The organism is Dermacoccus sp. BD5 (assembly GCF_044878485.1).
GTDB classification, from domain to species: Bacteria; Actinomycetota; Actinomycetes; order Actinomycetales; family Dermatophilaceae; genus Dermacoccus; species Dermacoccus nishinomiyaensis.
Genome location: NZ_JANJER010000008.1, coordinates 112,155 through 125,840, shown reverse-complemented (window position 1 = coordinate 125,840; position 13,686 = coordinate 112,155). Strand labels below are relative to the sequence as shown.

Below are 13,686 nucleotides of genomic sequence, written 5' to 3'. Positions count from 1 at the left end.
GCGGGGGTGCCCGGTCAGCGACTCGCCGAGGCTCCCGGGGATCACCGGCCGCTCGCGACGGCCGATGACGCCGCCGTCTGCGGCGGGCTCGTTTCACGTGAAACAGCCGCGCTGGAGGAGGCCGGCAGCGTCGCGTCAGGCGCCGTCGACCCGGGCGACGCCGGGCCCGGGGCGTCCGTCGCGTCGGGCTGGGTGGGCTGGACGTTCGACTGCGTCGGCTCCGGGTAGGGCTGCGACGCGGCGCTGGAGGGCGCGGCGTACGTCTTCGTCGGGGTCGGTGACGCAGACGTGGACGCCGACTCGGGCTTGTTCTCGTTGTAGTACGAGCGCTTGGGCAGTTGCGTCTTCTTCTGCCCCTCGAGGGCGGCATCCATGAAGTCGACCCACACCTTGCGCGGCAGACCCGCGCCGTAGACGTCGCTCGCCGTCACACCTGGCAGATTCTGCATCGGCTGCGCCGTCTTGCCGTCGGTGCTGTAGTACATGCCGACACTCGTCGTGATCTGGCCAGGCGTGAAGCCGTTGAACCAGAGGTACTTGTTGCCCGAGGCCGTACCTGTCTTCGACGCCATGGCGCGCCCGAGCTCGTCCTGCGCGCCCGCCGCGGTGCCGTAGACACCCGTCTTGCCTAGCGCCCACGTGAGGTCGTCCGCGATCGCCTTGTCGTACACCCGCTTGCCCTTGGTGTCGACGGTGTAGGAGTACTTGCCGTCGAACGACTTCACGGTCGAGATGAGGTGTCGGTCGTAGAACACGCCGCCGGAGTTGAGGGTGTTGTACCCCGTCGCCTGGTCGACGACGCGGCTGTCACCCGTGCCGAGGACGTTGAGGATGTTCGTGTCGTTCATCCCCCCGAGCGTCTTCGGCATGCCCGAGGCCTGCGCCGCCTCGAGCGTATTCGCCGGCCCGATCTCCCGGTTGAGCCGGACGAACGCCGTGTTGATCGAGTACGCGAGCATGTTGCTGATCGGCTGCCAACCCCACGACTCGTTCTGGTTGTTCTGCACGTACTTGCCGGCACCGATCGGCAGATAGTTGTTGCCGTTGTACTGGGTGTCGACCGACTTGCCGTGCTGCAGCGCAGCGATCGCGGTGTACAGCTTCATCGATGACGCCGTCTGCAGCATCGCCTGATCTGCGTCCGAGTAGGGCGACTTCACCGGGTCGTAGTCGGCGCCGCCATACATCGCGACGACGCCGCCGTCGTTCGCACGTTCGGCGACGAGGCCGGTGTGCAGCTTGCCGAGCAACGTGTCAGGCGTGTGCTTCTCCACCGCCGCGACGGCCGCGTCCTGCGCGCGCTTGTCGATCGTCGTCGTGATGCGCAGACCACCGCGGTCGATGTCCTCCTGGCTGAGCTTCAACTTGCGCGACAGTTCGCCGCGGACGGAGGCGATGACGTAGCCCTGCGGCCCGTCCGCGTACTTGATCGGCTGACGCGGATAGAACTTCGGCATGACGGCCTTGTTGCGTTCCTCGGCCGTCAGCCACCCCATCTTGACCATGCCGTTGAGCGTGTACGCCATGCGCTCGTTGGCACGCTGCTCGGAGTTGGGCCCGACGCTCGGATCCATGTTCTCCGGGTTGTTGACGACGGAGGCGAGGAACGCGCCCTCCACAGTCGTCAGCTGGGAGACGTCCTTGTGGAAGTACGACTGCGACGCAGCCTGGATGCCGTACGTCCCGCGCCCGAAGTAGACGTTGTTGAGGTAGGCCTGGAGGATCTCGTCCTTGCTCATCTCCTGGTCGACCTTGAGGCTGATGACGACCTCCTTCACCTTGCGGGTGACCGTCTTGTCCTGCGTCAGGAAGTAGTTCTTCACCCACTGCTGCGTCAGCGTCGAGCCGCCCTGGCTGCCACCGTCACCGGTGAAGTCGTTGATGAAGGCGCGCGCGATGCCCGTCGGGGAGATGCCGCGGTTCGAGTAGAAGCTGCGGTCCTCGGCGGCGATGAACGCGTGTTGAACGTCGATCGGCACCTTGTTCAGCTCGACGGGGTCACGGTTCGTCGTCGTGAAGCGGCCCATCTCCGTCTTGCCGTCGGCGTAGTAGACGACGGAGACCGCCTGCGTCGCCTGGGCGTTGGCCTTGGGGATGTCGATGAACAGGTAGAGGCCGATGAACGTGAGCACGGCCAGCAGCACGAGGCTCGCGAGGGCGAGCAGGGCGGCGCGCACGATGCGGAACGGCAACGAGTGCGCGCTCTTCTTCCTGCTCCCCCGTCGACGCCGCGCCGCGGGACTCGCGCCCTGGGCGCCCCGCGCACCGGCGCGGGAGGTGGGTGCCTTGGGACTACCGCTGTTCGACGGACGCGACCCGCCCCTCGACGGGGGTCGCTTCGAACCGGAATCGTTGACCACGGACGTGCCTCACTTTCGCGCGACGCACGACGTGCGGCGTCATTCTCATCGATCAGCGTACCGAGCGGGCTCCCGCCGCGTCCTCGTGGTGGCTGTCAATGCCTGTGCGTGAGCCGTGCCCGGAGCGCCAGCGTCGGGGCAACAGGGTGGTGGAAGTGGCGACGTGGGCAGGCCGTCGGGCGCAGTGCGACGTCCTGTTGGCCGCGGGGCGCTGCCGGCAGGTGACGTGCGCGGGCTGCATCTGTTTGGATGCTCTTCATGAGCCGACGGTCTCTGGAACGCGCGATGGCGACGTACACCTCCCGCTATCCCCGCACGCGGCGGCGTACGGACGACATGGTGCGCAAGGTGCGTTCGATCATCGACGACGCCGGCATCAACTATCTGTCGATCACGGGGCGCGCGAAGTCGCCGGCATCGTTCTCGGACAAGGTCGCTCGTCGTGCCAGCGAGTTGGGGCACACCGATTTCGACCCGGCGCTCGACATCACCGATCAGGTCGGCGTCCGCATCATCACGTACGTGCACAGCGACATCGAGCCCGTCGCACAGTTGCTCGCGGAGAACTTCACGGTGCTCGAGGATCGCGACATGGGTCGTGAGACGGCGAGCGAGGGACGGTTCGGCTACGCGAGTCGTCACATGCTGATCTCGAACGATCCGTCGGCGACCGCGTACGACGCGGCGCAGTGCGTGTCGGTGCAGTTGCGCACGGTGCTGCAGCACGCGTGGGCGGAGTTCGAGCACGACGCGCGGTACAAGGGTGACGTGCCGGCGGAGTTCGCGCATGAGCTGGATCGTCGTTTCACGTTGGCGGCGGGGCTCATCGAGCTCGCCGACCGTGAGTTCTCCGTCATTCGCGACACGTTGTCGAGTGGCCTCTCGCAGCAGGGTGAGGGCCGGTTCGAGGACGGGTTGCGCGTCGACGCCCGCGAGCTCGCGTCGTTCCTCGCGGGCCGGTACGAAACATCGGGCTTCGCCCGGCCGGAGGCGTACGTCGAGGCCGCGAACTGGTTGACGGAGCTCGAGGTGACGTCGATCCCGATGCTGGCTGACGAGCTGAAATCCGTCGACTCGGAACGCATCTCACGTTCGATGGGCTACCGTCACCAGCCCGGTGCCGTGCGCCGGCTCGAGGACGACCTCCTCGCGCGTTACCGCGAGCGTTTCGTCGAGCTACCGGCGAACGAAGAACGTCGCGATTCTCTTCGCGGCCGCTTGCAACGGTTGGGCCGCGTCGGAGATTGAGCAGGCGTGTGAGCCGAGTGATGCGCACCGAGGCGCTCACCCAGTGAGGGACAAGGGGTGACGCAGCGCCGACGTCCAACCCCGCCACGCTCCATCTCCAGGCTCAGAGACCCGCAGCCCCGACCACCCGCGACGCGGACTCGGGATGACGAGAGCCGCCCCGGCCGAACACCGAGCCTGCGAGGTGTGCGGTCGAGGCGGCTCTCGTCATCCCGCCCGAAGGCCTGTCGCACCGAGGCGGCGCGGCGATCCTGGGCGAGCTTGCGAGCTCAGGATCCGCGCCACCCGGAAGACGGGCCGAGGGATCAGGCGAACGTCTTGGCGTCGATGACGAAGCGGTAGCGGACGTCGGAGTTCACGACGCGGTCGTAGGCTTCGTTGATCTGGTCGGCGTTGATGAGTTCGATCTCGGCAGTGACGCCGTGTTCGGCGCAGAAGTCGAGCATTTCCTGCGTCTCGCGGATGCCGCCGATGTTGGAGCCGGTGAGGGACTTGCGGCCGCCGATGAGGTTGCCGGCGTTGACTTCGAGGGCTTCGGTCGGCAGGCCGAGCAGCACCATCGCGCCGTGGGGGCGCAGTGTCGCCATGTAGGCGCGCACGTCGATGTGGGCGGAGACGGTGTTGATGATGACGTCGAACTGGCCCTTGTGCTCCTTGAGCGCGTCGGGGTTCTCCTTCGTCGCGATCCATTCGGTGGCGCCGTACTTGCGGCCGTCCTCTTCCTTGGAGCGCGTCTGGCTGATGACGGTCACCTCGGCGCCCATTGCCTTGGCCAGCTTGACGGCCACGTGGCCGAGACCGCCCATGCCGACGACGGCGACCTTGGAGCCTTCGGTGACGCCCCAGGTGCGCAGCGGCGAGTAGGTGGTGATGCCGGCGCACAGCAGTGGCGTGACGGCGGCGGCGTCGAGGTTCTCGGGGATGTGGAGGGCGAACGCCTCGGAGACGACGATGGCCTGCGAGTAACCACCGGCGGTCGGGCGCCCGTCGTGACGGTCGATGCCGTTGTAGGTACCGACGGCGTTCGGGCAGTTGTTCTCCTCGCCCTTCTTGCACCATTCGCACTCACGGCACGAGTCGACGAGGCAACCGACACCGGCACGGTCGCCGACCTTGAACTCGGTGACGTCGGAACCGATCTCGGCGACGCGGCCGACGATCTCGTGGCCGGTCACCATGGGGTAATTCACCGGGCCCCACTCGCCGCGGACGGTGTGGATGTCGGAGTGGCAGATTCCGGCGTACTCGATCTCGATGCGGATGTCGTCGGGGCGCAGGTCGCGGCGCTCGACGGTGCCGGGCTCGAGGGGCTTGTCGGCGGCAATGGCCTGGTAGCAGGCAACAGTCGTAGTCATGATGCTGACGCTACGCCGACGCGGAGTGAGAAGCATTGTCACGTCGGCGAGCGCCGTCTCACATGGGTTCCGTGAGGTCACGAAGGCGTTCGGCGATCACGCCGACGTCGTCGAGACTCCCGGCAGCGACGTCGACCATGAATTCATATCGTTCGTCATCGCTGCCGACGAGATGAGTCCCGTTGAGGGCGAGGAACAGCCAGAGCGCACCGAGCGCCGTCCGCTTGTTGCCGTCGACCAACGCGCGATTCTTGGCCAGGGAATGGACGAGTGCGGCTGCCTTCATCAGGATCCCCGGGTAGACGACCTCCCCGAAGACCACCGCTTGCGGCCGAGCCAGGGCCGATTCCAGCAGACCCCAGTCCTGCTGGCGCGCCGCGCCGACCGCCGGTCAGGGCGCCTCGAGCCGTGAGTTGAGGGCCGAAACTCTGCCATGCAGGAATTCGGGCCTCAACTCGACGACAACGACGAGGTCGACGACGGACGCTCTCCGTCCAGTAGGTGCAGTGAAACCTCCCAGCAACCGGAATACCCCCTAGGGGTATTAGCGTTGCGCCTGACATGAGCGAACACGAACACCATCACGGCTCAGGTCATGACATGTCGTCGATGGCTGCGTCGGCCACGCTGCACTGCCTCACCGGATGCGCCATCGGCGAGATCGTCGGGCTCATCGCCGCAACGGCCCTGGGATGGGGCAACGGCCTCAGCACGGCCGTCGCGATAGCCCTCGCGTTCGTCTTCGGGTACACGCTGTCAGCGACACCGCTGCTGCGCTCAGGCATCCCCGCCAAGCAGGCGCTCCTGCTCGTCCTCGCAGCGGACACCGTCTCGATCGCCACGATGGAGCTCGTCGACAACCTCGTCATGTGGCTCGTACCGGGTGCGATGGACGCACGGTTGATGGACCTGCTGTTCTGGGTCTCGATGGCGGTGGCTCTCGTCGCGGCCTACGTCGCCGCCTACCCGGTGAACAAGCACTTGCTGCGCCAGGGCAGAGGTCACGCGATCACTCACCACGCCAGCGGTGCAGCGATGGACAACAAGCCCCTGGCGTACGCCATCACCGCGTTCCTCCTCGGCGGCGCCGTGGCATCGCTCGGCACACTGCTGTGAACCCACGCCGCTCTGACAGAACTCAGAGGGACGTCCGCTATGTTCGTCGAACACGCCCCCGAAGCGAAAGGCCGCACCTCATGAACCGTCGAAATCTGGCCGCCACTGCGGCCGCCGTGGCATTGGGCGCCGGCACCGCATGTTCCTCCGGCAGCGACCATTCCTCGCACTCAGGCATGCCGACGTCGGCCGCGGCCACGTCGACGTCGGCCTCCTCCGGCCATGGTCACATGCACGAGATGGACGGCGGCCCGGCCCCGGCGGACATGACCCAGGCGAAGAACCCGAGATTCCCGGTGGGCAGCAGGGTCACGCTGACGACCGATCACATGGACGGCATGAAAAATGCCCCCGCGACCGTCGTCGGGGCCTACCGCACCGCCACATATGCGGTGAACTACCAGCCCACCACCGGCGGTGCGATGGTCAAGAACCACAAGTGGGTCGTGCAGCAAGAGCTGAAGAGCGCCGGCACAAAACACCTCGCCGACGGGGAAGCCGTCACCATCACAGCTGACCACATGGACGGCATGCAGGGCGCCGAGGGCACCATCGCGTCGTCCACCACTCAGACGGTATACATGGTCGACTACACGGCCGACGGAATGACGATGAAGAACCACAAGTGGGTGGTGGAGGACGAGATGAAGTCTCGTTGAGGTCGCACCGATCGTTGCGCCGGCCCGGCTGCGCCCTCGCGTGAACGCACAACTCGTCGCGTGCAGGGTCGCGACGCCCAGCGACGTTCCGACGAGCGTGACGAGCAACGCGCCGGGCCCTTTCGACCGGCCGACGCGGGGTGTCGCGCGGCCGGGTGCGTGCGCAGACTACCCACCCGTGGGGTCTGAAACTCCGCAATGCAGAGTTTTAGACCCCAAGCCATGAGTTGAGGGCCGAAACCCTGCAGTGCAGAGTTTCGGCCCTCAACTCGTCAACCCGTTCAGGTCGCCGGACGGCGCGACATCGATGCCGACTCAGCGCTCTTCCTCTTCTGAGCGCTTCCTCAACGCTCACTTCGGCAGGATCCTCGCTTCGCTGCGGTCCTACCTCCGCTCGCTTGATCGTCAGCGCTCTTCCTCTTTTGAACGCTTCCTCAACGCTCACTTCGGCAGGATCCTCGCTTCGCTGCGGTCCTACCTCCGCTCGCTTGATCGTCAGCGCTCTTCATCACCGCGGATGAAGGCCTCCAACATCTCGCGGCCGACGGTGTCCTCGCGCTGCTCGGGCGGGCTCTTCATGAGGTAGCTCGACGCCGACAGCAGCGGGCCGCCGACACCACGGTCCTTGGCGATCTTCGCGGCGCGGATGGCGTCGATGATGATGCCGGCCGAGTTCGGCGAGTCCCACACCTCGAGCTTGTACTCCAGGTTGAGCGGCACGTCACCGAACGCCCGGCCCTCGAGGCGCACATACGCCCACTTGCGGTCGTCGAGCCACGCGACATAGTCGGACGGGCCGATGTGCACGTTCTTGTCGTCGATCTTGCCGGCGAGCGAACCGGAGAGGTTCGACGTCACGGCCTGCGTCTTCGACACCTTCTTCGACTCGAGGCGCTCACGCTCGAGCATGTTCTTGAAGTCCATGTTGCCGCCGACGTTGAGCTGGTACGTGCGATCCAGCGCGACACCGCGGTCCTCGAACAGCTTCGCCATGACGCGGTGCGTGATCGTCGCACCGACCTGGCTCTTGATGTCGTCACCGATGATCGGCACGCCCGCGTCCTCGAACTTCTTCGCCCACTCCGGGTCGGACGCGATGAAGACGGGCAGCGCGTTGACGAACGCGACACCCGCGTCGATCGCGCACTGAGCGTAGAACTTGTCGGCGCTCTCCGAACCGACGGGCAGGTAGCTGACGAGGACGTCGACCCGCGCGTCCTTGAGCGCCTGCACGACGTCGACGGGCTCCGCGTCCGACTCGTCGATTGTCATGGCGTAGTACTTGCCGACACCATCGAGGGTGTGCCCGCGCTGCACGATGACGCCCGTCGGCGGCACGTCCGCGATCTTGATCGTGTTGTTCTCGGAGTTGTTGATCGCCTCCGACAGGTCGAACCCGACCTTCTTCGCGTCGACGTCGAACGCCGCGACGAACTCGACGTCACCGACGTGGTAGTCGCCGAACGTGACGTGCATGAGACCCGGCACGTGTGCGTCAGCGGACGCGTTCTTGTAGTACTCGACACCCTGCACGAGCGAACTCGCGCAGTTGCCGACGCCGACGATGGCGACGCGAATATTTCCCATGGAACTCACTCCGTTGTGGACGAGCCTTCGATCCTGACGAACGACGCGAGCGCCGCCCGAATCGTCAGGTCTCGGAGGCGAGGGGGCGCGGATCGGCAACAGCCTTCCGCTCGATCTCGATGAGTTCGTTCACCCAACGCACCTCACGCTCCGTCGACTCGATGTCATGACGGAACAGCTCCGCAATGTACGAATCGCGTGTGCTGCGGCTGTCCATCGCCTGTTCGCGGGAGCGCTCGAGACGCTCCTGCAACCGCAGACGTCGCCCCTCGAGGATGCGCAGGCGCACCTCTGCGCTCGCGCGCGAGAAGAAGGCGAAGTGCACGTCGAAGTTCTCGTCGTCCCACGATGCCGGGCCGGAGCGCGACAACTGATCCGCGAAATGATCCCGACCCTCGTCGGTGATCTCGTACGTGATGCGCGGGCGCCGACCGCCGGGAGCGAACGACGCGCTCTCGGAGATGAGGCCCTTGCGGGACAGCTTCGCGAGACACGGATACAGCGACCCGTAGCTCACGACACGAAACGCACCGAGCACACCGGTGAGCCGCTTGCGCAACTCGTACCCGTGCAAGGGCGCCTCATGCAGCAGACCGAGGACGGCGAACTCGAGCACCGTGCCACGACGTGACATGCCACTCTCCTTCGCCTCGAAACAGTCTGCGTCGCACCGCGCGACACGAATGCTCAGTTTTTCAAACGGACGCGCCACACGGAAATGACGAGCGGGTGAACGCTCAGAGACATTCCTAACAGATGTATCGAGTCGAGATATCGAAACGCGGCAAACTTCTTCCGAACGGGTGGGGATGGCGAGAGGCCAGCGCCACCCGTCGGCACAGCGCCACGCCGGAGGATCTGCGCGCCACGCCGGCTGACCGGAGTAGGTCCCCGGGCCGCAAGGACGCCCTGGCGTGAGCCTTCCGCGCGACCCTTTGCCGCCCGTGAGGGCGCGCGTCAGGCCAGCGCGAGGGCGACGAGGGCGCCGGCGATCATGAACGGGCCGAACGGCATGCGCGCCTGCCGTCCCCTACCGCGCGCGAGCAGCACGACGCCCCATGCACCGCCGAGCAGGAACGCCGCGAACGCGCCGGTGAGCCACACGTCCCACCCTGCCCAGGCGAGCAGCGCGCCGAGCGTCGGGGCAAGTTTCACGTCGCCGAGCCCCATGCCGGAGCCGCCGCCGAGCAACGCGAGAGCGAGGTAGCACACGCCCAGCGCGACGGCACCAGCGATGGCGCGGTGGGCGGCGTCAGCGTCGAAGACCGTCGTGCCGGAGCGGTGTGCGTCGACAAGACCCGCCAGCACGAGACCACCCGCGACGACGCCCGCCGCGCGCAGCGTCAGCGCGTTGGGCAGGCGATGGACGTCGAGATCGATGACGGCGAGCCTGACGAGGGTGGGCGCGACAAGTGCGAGCGTCAGCACGAGGCCGGGCCGCGTACCCCACCACACCTGCATCGCCGCACCCATGAGCACGACGGCGAGCGTCGATGCTGCCAGCCACACGATGTCGAGGCGTGCGAGCGCCGGCGCGCGGTAGGTGACGCCCTGACGATGGCCTGCGGCGACGACCTCGCGCGCACCGAGCGTCAACGCACCGAGGAGGAAGAGCATGACACCGGTCACGGGCAGCAGCATGCGTCGATCATGTCAGCGCAACAGGCATCGGACGCCGTTGCCGATCGAGCAGTTTCCGCGCCAGGCACGAGACCGGCGACGAGACTGGCCGGGTCGGCCCTGCGAAACGAGCGCGCGTCACCGCACCGCCGCGAGCAGCCGCGCACACACCTCGCGGCCACCGAGGACGCCGGACGCCGTCGTCACCTGCAGGCCCGGGCACGTCCAGTCGAGATCGTCGAGCTCCCCGTGGCGTGGACGGACGGGGGCGTCGACGGACGTCAACAGGTCCGTGTCGAGCAGCGAATCGCCCGCCGCGGCCGTGAACGTCGAACCCGTGCGACGCCGCACCTCCGCCAGGCCTCGCGACTTGCGCAGCGGCCGCGGCACGACGTACAGCTTGCGGCCCTGCAGCGACACCTCCCAGCCGCGCTCACCCGCCCACCCCGTCAGGTCGCGCACCACCGACGCCGGCAACTCGGCGCGCTCCACGACGAGGTAGGCGAACATGCCCTCGGCGTCGCGCAGCTTGCGCAGCCACCCCGGATCGGCGATCGCCTCGAGGTGCTCGCGGATCTCGGCGAGAGGCGCGCACGAGCCGTCGAGCTCGTCGAGGACGGCACGGTGGTAGTCCTCGTCGCTGACGCCGTCGACGAGCAGGAACCCACCGTTCGTCGTGACGGCGTACTGCGGGTCGATCGGCAGCCGGATGCGCTCGTACTGCGCACGCGTCCGCGTCGTCGACGGCACGAACGTCGCCACGCGATGCATCTCCTGCACGAGCGCGACGGCGTCGACCGTCAGATACGACAACGGCAGCTTGTCGTACACCTCCGCCACGAGCAGGACGGGTGCGTCGGCGTCAGCGCCGGCGAGTGCGAGCGCCTTCGCGGAGTAGACGAGCGTCCGGTCGAGGTCGCACGCGACGATGGCGTCCCCGCCTGAGGGCCGGGGCGGCGCGGCGTCCGCGTAGGCCGCGACGAGGGCGCGCAGCTCGTCCGTCATCGGCATCGAAACGGGATGCGTCGTCATGCTCGCTCCTTCGGGTCGCGTGTGGCCGAGGTGCCGTCATCGCCGGTCGCCCCGCGGGTGAAGCGCGGGTGGATGAGGCCGACGCAGCTGTAGTCGAGGCCGGGATACTCCTCGACCGGCACGCCACGCGCCGCGGCGAGCGCCTCGATGTGGCGCAGATCCCCGCCAACGCCGGGCGCGACCAGGATCTTCCAGGGCACCCGGCGCAGCAACACGCGGGTCGTCTCGCCGACGCCCGGTTTGACGAGGTTGACGCTGCCGATGCCGAACTCCTCGGCGAGCTTCTCGACGGTGGCCCACCCCGTCCACCGAGGTGGCTCCGCCGCGCATCGCGCCTGCGCCTCGGCGCGGATGTCGTCGGCGTCCGCGGCCGGCGGGAATGCTCCCGTGACGGCGTCGACGAAGAGTCCCGACACGTCGTGCGGCGCGAGTTCGGCGTAGAACTTGGCCCCATGGAACTGGCCGGGCCCGATCAGAGCGTCGTTGAGCACGGTGCGTGACACGAGACCGGAGACGGTCGAGTTGAGGCAGGCGGAGGGGATGAGGAAGTCATCACGCGTGCCCCACATCGTCGTGCACGACCCGGTGTCGGCGAGCACGGCGAGCGTCGGATCCAACTGCACCCCCGTGGCTTGCTCGTACTCTTCGAGCGCCGCGACGAGTTCGCGGCTGATCGCGCCCTTGCCCGTCCAGCCGTCGACGAACAGCACCGAAGACGCGTCGTGCCGCGCCACGATGTGATCGAGCGCCACCGTGTCGATGCCGCGCCCGCGCACGATCGAGACGGCATAGTGCGGCACGTCGAGCCCGCGCGCCTGACGAGCCCAACGCTTCATGAGCACCCCCACGGGAGTGCCGGCCCGGGCGAGGGAGACGAGGACGAGGTCATCGCCGCGCTCTGCGAGCGCGAGCTCGGCGACGGCGGCGACCGCAGCAGCCACCCGGGCCTTCGACATCTCCAGCGCATCACGGAACAGCTTTCCGTAGGCCGCGTCCGGTTGGTACTCGACGGGCAGGCTCTCGGCATAATGCGCGCCGCCGGACTGGATGGCTTCCTCGCGCTCCTCGGTCGGCGCCTCGAGCGTGACGCCGGACAGATCTTCGAGCAGCCACGTCACCTCCTCGGGCGCGTACGAACCAAACGTCGGGCCGACGAGTTCGCGCGCCGGGGCCGTCGCCGGCTCGGGCAGCCGCGCGACGACGACGCAGTCCGTACTGGCCGCGAGCGCCTCGATGACGCCATCCGGGGCGTGCAGCTGCGGCGTCAGGCTCGGCGGGTCGACGCACAGGACGATCGTCCGCCACGGTGTTTCACGTGAAACGTTGTACGTGAAACGCGGGCCGTCACCGTCGGCCGGGTCATCGAAGGCCGGGAACGTCAGCGCGTTGCGGATGGCATAACCGGGGTCGTCCACGGCGAGTACGGGCGAGCGGGTGGTCGTCGAGAACCGCGTGGCGACACCGCGTTCGCGCAGCGCGCATGCCAGACGCAGCGGCGCGTCCATCAGCTCTTCGGTGCCGAGGACGAGCACCTCACCGTCGCCGTAGGGCAGAGCCTGTGCGACGACGGTCGCCGCCTCCGGAAGCGTCGCGGTCAGGGGGGCGAGCTGCGCAGGCGTCACCCCATGACGCCCCGTCAACGGGGTGCGGGGCGGCCACGGCACGTCGACCTCGGTGATGGTTCCCCGGGCAGCATTCGGTGCGGCCGTCGAGACATTGGCGCGCCCCGATGCCCACGCAGCCTTCGATTCGGGCCCCTGCTCCGGGCCGGCATCTCTCAGGACGCTCGCGCGCGACTCCACCTGCTCGACGAGCCGCTGCCCGCGCTCGAGCACGTCGCTCGGCAGGTCGAGGTGACCGGCCGCGAGCGAGACGACGTCGATCTGCACGCCGAGCTCAGCGGCGCGGGTGGCCATCGCCGCGCGATCCTTCGCGTTGCGCATGTCGACGAGCGTCGCGATGACGTAGCGCTCGCGCGGCAGGCTCTCGTGCAGCGCGGCGATGGTGTTGAGCACCGTGCGGCCCGTCGACAGTTCGTCGTCGACGAGGACGAGCGGCACGACGCGCCCAGCAGAACGCCGCGCGAAGAAGCCGTCGTCCGAAGGCAGGACGAGGTGGCTGGTGGCGTGCGAGTGCTCCTCCTCGAAGGCGCCGACGGGCGTGAACCCGGCGACGGGGCGTCGCGTCGAGTGGATCGCCGGCGCCCGCAGCACATCCGCGACGCACTGGCCGAGCGCCGTCGCCGTCTCGGCGAACCCCATGACGACGCATGCAGGTGAGTGCTGCAGATCGACGAACGAGTCGACGGCGCAAGTGAATTCATCGACCACCCGCGCGTCGTCAGGAGCCCGGAGAGCCTCGTGCAGCGCCTGTCCTACGCGTGCGAGAGCACCATCGACGACGTCATGGCCCTGCGCACCCGAGTCGTCGCTTCCCGCGTCACTGCTACCAACCGCCGCTCCTGCGTCGAGAACCCGACGCACCAGCTCGCCGAGCGCCCGGCCACTGCCGCGCACGATCTGCGGGTCGACGGGCACGTGCTTGCCGAGGACGTTCGAGACGAGCAAGTGTGCGCGACGAGGGTTGCGTCGCACCGCGAGCCCGACGAGGTCGTGCAGATCGAGCCCCGGCAGCGCCTGCGTCGTGCGCAGGTCGGCACCGAGGCGTTCGGCGACCCACTCGCCCGGCCACGTCGTCGTCATGGTTTGC

The 13,686-nt window shown here is 67.9% G+C and carries 11 protein-coding genes; 3 read left to right on the top strand and 8 right to left on the bottom strand.

The genetic code is table 11. The annotated features are described in order from the left end of the window. Positions 1–41: 41 nt before the first annotated feature. Complete coding sequence (locus NQ706_RS08070; protein WP_051805406.1) at positions 42–2,192, bottom strand: transglycosylase domain-containing protein; 2,151 nt, start codon at positions 2,190–2,192, stop codon at positions 42–44. Positions 2,193–2,618: 426 nt separating this feature from the next. Here NQ706_RS08070 and NQ706_RS08065 point away from each other — a divergent pair, with 426 nt between their 5' ends. Beyond that, positions 2,619–3,608 carry a GTP pyrophosphokinase family protein gene (locus NQ706_RS08065; protein WP_038569927.1) on the top strand — a complete coding sequence of 330 codons (990 nt, stop codon included), beginning with the start codon at positions 2,619–2,621 and terminating at the stop codon, positions 3,606–3,608. Between the two features lie 305 nt (positions 3,609–3,913). On the opposite strand, the gene NQ706_RS08060 is transcribed toward NQ706_RS08065, so the two are convergent. Together NQ706_RS08060 and NQ706_RS08055 are read right to left on the bottom strand one after the other, a co-directional pair. Continuing rightward, positions 3,914–4,963 (bottom strand): NAD(P)-dependent alcohol dehydrogenase, encoded by a 1,050-nt coding sequence (locus tag NQ706_RS08060; protein WP_038569929.1) that lies wholly within the window; start codon positions 4,961–4,963, stop codon positions 3,914–3,916. Positions 4,964–5,021: 58 nt separating this feature from the next. Continuing rightward, on the bottom strand, positions 5,022–5,285 hold the full coding sequence (locus NQ706_RS08055; protein WP_051805410.1) for a type II toxin-antitoxin system death-on-curing family toxin: 264 nt from the start codon (positions 5,283–5,285) through the stop codon (positions 5,022–5,024). 239 nt (positions 5,286–5,524) lie between these two features. On the opposite strand from NQ706_RS08055, the gene NQ706_RS08050 reads away from it, so the two are divergent. Then, positions 5,525–6,079 carry a DUF4396 domain-containing protein gene (locus NQ706_RS08050; RefSeq protein ID WP_051805412.1) on the top strand — a complete coding sequence of 185 codons (555 nt, stop codon included), beginning with the start codon at positions 5,525–5,527 and terminating at the stop codon, positions 6,077–6,079. 80 nt (positions 6,080–6,159) lie between these two features. Continuing rightward, positions 6,160–6,738 carry a YdhK family protein gene (locus NQ706_RS08045; protein WP_038566188.1) on the top strand — a complete coding sequence of 193 codons (579 nt, stop codon included), beginning with the start codon at positions 6,160–6,162 and terminating at the stop codon, positions 6,736–6,738. Between the two features lie 495 nt (positions 6,739–7,233). Here NQ706_RS08045 and NQ706_RS08040 read toward each other — a convergent pair whose 3' ends face one another. The 5 genes from NQ706_RS08040 to NQ706_RS08020 all read right to left on the bottom strand — a co-directional run bounded on the left by NQ706_RS08040 (position 7,234) and on the right by NQ706_RS08020 (position 13,679). Next, positions 7,234–8,325 (bottom strand): inositol-3-phosphate synthase, encoded by a 1,092-nt coding sequence (locus tag NQ706_RS08040; RefSeq protein WP_038566190.1) that lies wholly within the window; start codon positions 8,323–8,325, stop codon positions 7,234–7,236. 64 nt (positions 8,326–8,389) lie between these two features. Then, positions 8,390–8,959 carry a PadR family transcriptional regulator gene (locus NQ706_RS08035; RefSeq protein WP_038566193.1) on the bottom strand — a complete coding sequence of 190 codons (570 nt, stop codon included), beginning with the start codon at positions 8,957–8,959 and terminating at the stop codon, positions 8,390–8,392. Between the two features lie 323 nt (positions 8,960–9,282). Further along, on the bottom strand, positions 9,283–9,966 hold the full coding sequence (locus NQ706_RS08030) for a prepilin peptidase (protein ID WP_051805414.1): 684 nt from the start codon (positions 9,964–9,966) through the stop codon (positions 9,283–9,285). 117 nt (positions 9,967–10,083) lie between these two features. Then, positions 10,084–10,977 carry an HAD family hydrolase gene (locus NQ706_RS08025; RefSeq protein WP_197418856.1) on the bottom strand — a complete coding sequence of 298 codons (894 nt, stop codon included), beginning with the start codon at positions 10,975–10,977 and terminating at the stop codon, positions 10,084–10,086. Then, positions 10,974–13,679, bottom strand: a complete 2,706-nt coding sequence (locus NQ706_RS08020; protein ID WP_038566195.1) for a phosphoribosyltransferase — start codon at positions 13,677–13,679, stop codon at positions 10,974–10,976. The genes NQ706_RS08025 and NQ706_RS08020 overlap by 4 nt, the downstream gene beginning before the upstream one ends. Positions 13,680–13,686 lie beyond the last annotated feature (7 nt).